We start from the raw sequence: 3,372 nt of genomic DNA on the forward strand, positions 1-3,372 counted from the left end.
TCCGGAGGCCGGGTGGCACTATTCCCTTTTTCCCTCCCGTCGGATACCACACTCCTCGCAATCATCCTTGCTGGGCGACGGGGGCTCTGCTATTCTTGCTACAAGAGAAGGACCGTGAGTCTTCTCGTGTCATCCAAGAAATCGCGTCTGTAGTATCATGAATGCCGCGGTGACCTCGTTCGCACACCTGGACCCAGCAGCGGTTCTTGATCGTCATGCCTATCGGAGAACCACTGGCGTTCCGACTGTCTCATTGCTGGTTGGACCGATTGGCGCTGGCGTGGGGACGTGGCGTCGCTGGGCAACCGCCAAAGGGCGAGGCGTTGTCGTCGCAAATGGGAACCTGTTCCCAAGTGTCGCATGGGTGCGATCCGTCGCCGAACAGATCGATCTGCCGCGTGCGGCGGTCCAATGCCTGGCGCGGCGAGCGGAACGCGATCCGGATGAGTTTCTTGCTTCATGGCGAGTCAAGACGCTCGCAGATCGTGAACGGTTCTGGAGCACCCTGGAACCAGAGGCTGACGATGATCTGTTACGACAGATCGCGATCCTCGCGGTCAACCAAAGCTCACCAAGTACGGTGTCGACATCGCTGATCAACCTTGGAGAAAACATCGTATCGACGATCGTTTGCCTGGTTCCATCCACTGTGTGGCCGAGCGTTTTGTTCGTTTCTGGCTCGACAGACGACTTTTCATCCGTCGGAAATGTAGCCGCGAACTGGACCATGCGAACGCCGGCTGTGCCAGTTGCGGTCGCGGTGCCTACGGAAGTCTGGGACGAATTTCTCACGACCGCTCCAGAATCGCGCGCCAAAGCACTTCTGAGGGAAGGGGAAGTTTCGGTTCCGGCAATGGACACAGCGACGGTCAAGCGCACTTTATCCGAAGCCGGCGTGGTGGGAAGTGCGCTAGCGGCGGTCGCCGCGAAAGGGGCTGATGCTGCGCTCGTCGAAGCGGCCATCGCCGCAGTTCGAGCCACCGTCGCCCCTCCGGCGAATGAGATCGAAGACGATCGCGCACGCAGTGCAGCCGAACGCTTCCTGCTCGAGTTCCTGGAATCGCTCCCCGAAACAGCCGGGCGGTTCGAATTGAACGCCGCCCTCGACTTCCGGTTCGGCCCGCGCCCGGCCGAGGTGGACTTGCTCTGCCGCTCGCTCCGGATCGCCATCGAGCTGGACGGCTACTTCCATTTTCTGACATCGTGCGGCTACCGTCGCGATCGGACAAAGGACTGGGAGCTGCAGCGACGCGGCTTTGTCGTGTTGCGATTCCTGGCCGAAGATGTGATCCCGCAGTTGGAAATGATCCGCGACCGCATTCTCGAAGCAGTCAATGTCACTCAACCTGGAGCAAACCCTTGACCACCACTCTCGCCACGCAGCCCGGCACTGCCGTCGCGGACCTCGTATTGGTTCGGATGAGCCTGCCGAGCAAGAAGCCAGTCCCTCCGTCCACGGTGAGGGGAGACGTCGGCAAGCTTCTGGATTCCGGATTGTCTGCCGCCGAGTTCGACGACTTGCGGAGCGAGCTGGCCTCCGCCGGATTCTTGACAAAAGGCAAGCGGAACTCTTACGCCCTGACTGACGTCGGACGCGAACGGTCACTTCAGTTCCTGGGTATCGCAGAGTTCCCGCCCCGGACGAACTGGTCCACTGTGATCGCCAAGTACTTATTCCCGAAAGCCGCGGGGCTGTCGGCGAACACGGCGGGAAAGCTGGACAACGGGGACAAATTGGCCGCCTTTATTCTTAAGCGAAAGTACGGGCTCTCCGTAGGGGCTGGTTCGACGATCAATCAGGTGCTCGAGGCGGTCGTATGCAAGGAACTTGGTTTCTCCGACGAGACGACGGTCGAGGGGCTCTTGTGTGCGGTTGTGAGTCGTCTTCTGGGGTCCGAACGGCTCACGAAACAGACACTCGTCAAGCAGTTCCCGCTGTTCGAAACCGGGCTAAACGCGTGCAAAGCAGACGCCGTGCGGCGCAAGGTAGTGCAAGACTGGCTGGCCGGTGCGGCGAGCCCGTTGCCACCGCCCAAACCAGGGTCTAGCGAGCCGTTTGACCTGCCCACATTTGCCGCGACCGTACGGGCGCTAGCGGTGACCAGCCCGCCCGAGGATCGGTTTCACGACAACAAGGTGTTCATCGCGGCGCTATGGCGGACAAGCCAACGGGAGCCGAACTTCCCGCGCATCTCTTTGTCCGAGTTCAAGCGGCGGCTGATCGAGGCGAACACCAAGAACCTGCTCCACCTGAGCCGCGCTGACTTAGTGCAGGCAATGGATTCGCAGTTGGTGGCGGACTCCGAGACTGCGTATCTGAACGCGACGTTCCACTTTGTCTTGCTTGAAGGGGACAACCGATGAGCACTGCTGTCGCTCGCGCCGAAGTACCGGTGGCCGCCGACCCTCGCATGGCCGCGTTCCTGGCGCCCGGTTGCCCGGAGGTGTTCCACTCGGTCGCCACATCGACCGCCATCTGGCAGGCCGACCCGTACGACGTGGAGACCATTCACGGCGAGGCCCGCGCGGCGTTCGATCACCTGCTGTACCGCGGCGGCCGGACACCGCCGCCTCCCTCCGGGGCGGTCCTGGTATTGCTCGGCGATGCCGGTAGCGGTAAGACGCACCTGATGCGCGCATTCCGGACGCGCGCCCACGGACAAGGGTTGGGCTACTGTGGCTACATGCAGATGACGACCGAGGCGAGCAACTACTCTCGGTATATACTCGCCAACCTTATCGACGGGCTGGAGCAACCGTATGCACCGGAAGGGCCGTCGCGGACCGGGCTTGCTCGATTGTCGGCAGCGCTGCTGGAGTCGGTTCCGCGGTTGTCCCGAACTGACATGGAGGCGTTCCGCGATGGGGACTGCGACCCCACGCGGCTGGCCGACGAATATGCGGACCGGCTTCAGGCGACCGAGCGGTATCGCGAGTGCGATCTCGAACTGCTGAGGGTGTTGCTCCACCTGGAGCGGCAGGACTCGCAAGTCCGCAGCCGGGCGCTGATGTGGCTGCGGTGCCAGGAAATGCGTCCTCAGGACCGCGAGTGGATCGGCGGGGCGGTGTCCCGCACCGACGACGCCGACCCGGTGAGGATGTTGAGGCATTTGGCGAAGTTGACCGGCTCCGCACACGGCGTCCCGCTCGTGCTCCTGATCGACCAATTGGAAGATATGGCCAACCAGTCGGCCCCGGTCGAGCGATTCCGCCAGATGGTCGACGCCATCACGGCGTTCACCGACACCACTCCCAATGCCCTGGTTGTGCTGGCGTGCATGGAGGACTACTTCAAGGAGTTCGTTGAAAAACTCAGCAAGTCCAAGCAAGACCGGTTAGTCCGCGACCCGGAGCGAATCCGCCTGGACGGCA

3 protein-coding genes are annotated in these 3,372 nt (G+C 62.1%); all 3 read left to right on the forward strand.

Annotation, left to right across the window (positions count from 1 at the left end; all coding sequences use genetic code 11):
* Window positions 1-364 precede the first annotated feature (364 nt).
* On the forward strand, window positions 365-1,363 hold the full coding sequence (locus tag ACLP9N_RS26375) for an endonuclease domain-containing protein (RefSeq protein ID WP_442410143.1): 999 nt from the start codon (window positions 365-367) through the stop codon (window positions 1,361-1,363).
* A 56-nt stretch (window positions 1,364-1,419) separates the two neighbouring features.
* Window positions 1,420-2,364: a hypothetical protein gene (locus tag ACLP9N_RS26380; RefSeq protein ID WP_442410144.1), complete on the forward strand. Its 945-nt coding sequence runs from the start codon at window positions 1,420-1,422 to the stop codon at window positions 2,362-2,364.
* The coding region (locus tag ACLP9N_RS26385) for an AAA family ATPase (protein ID WP_442410145.1) at window positions 2,361-3,372 on the forward strand (1,012 nt) is incomplete at its 3' end. The genes ACLP9N_RS26380 and ACLP9N_RS26385, both read left to right, overlap by 4 nt.

This window comes from Mycobacterium sp., from assembly GCF_052144515.1.
In the GTDB taxonomy this organism is placed as follows: domain Bacteria; phylum Actinomycetota; class Actinomycetes; order Mycobacteriales; family Mycobacteriaceae; genus Mycobacterium.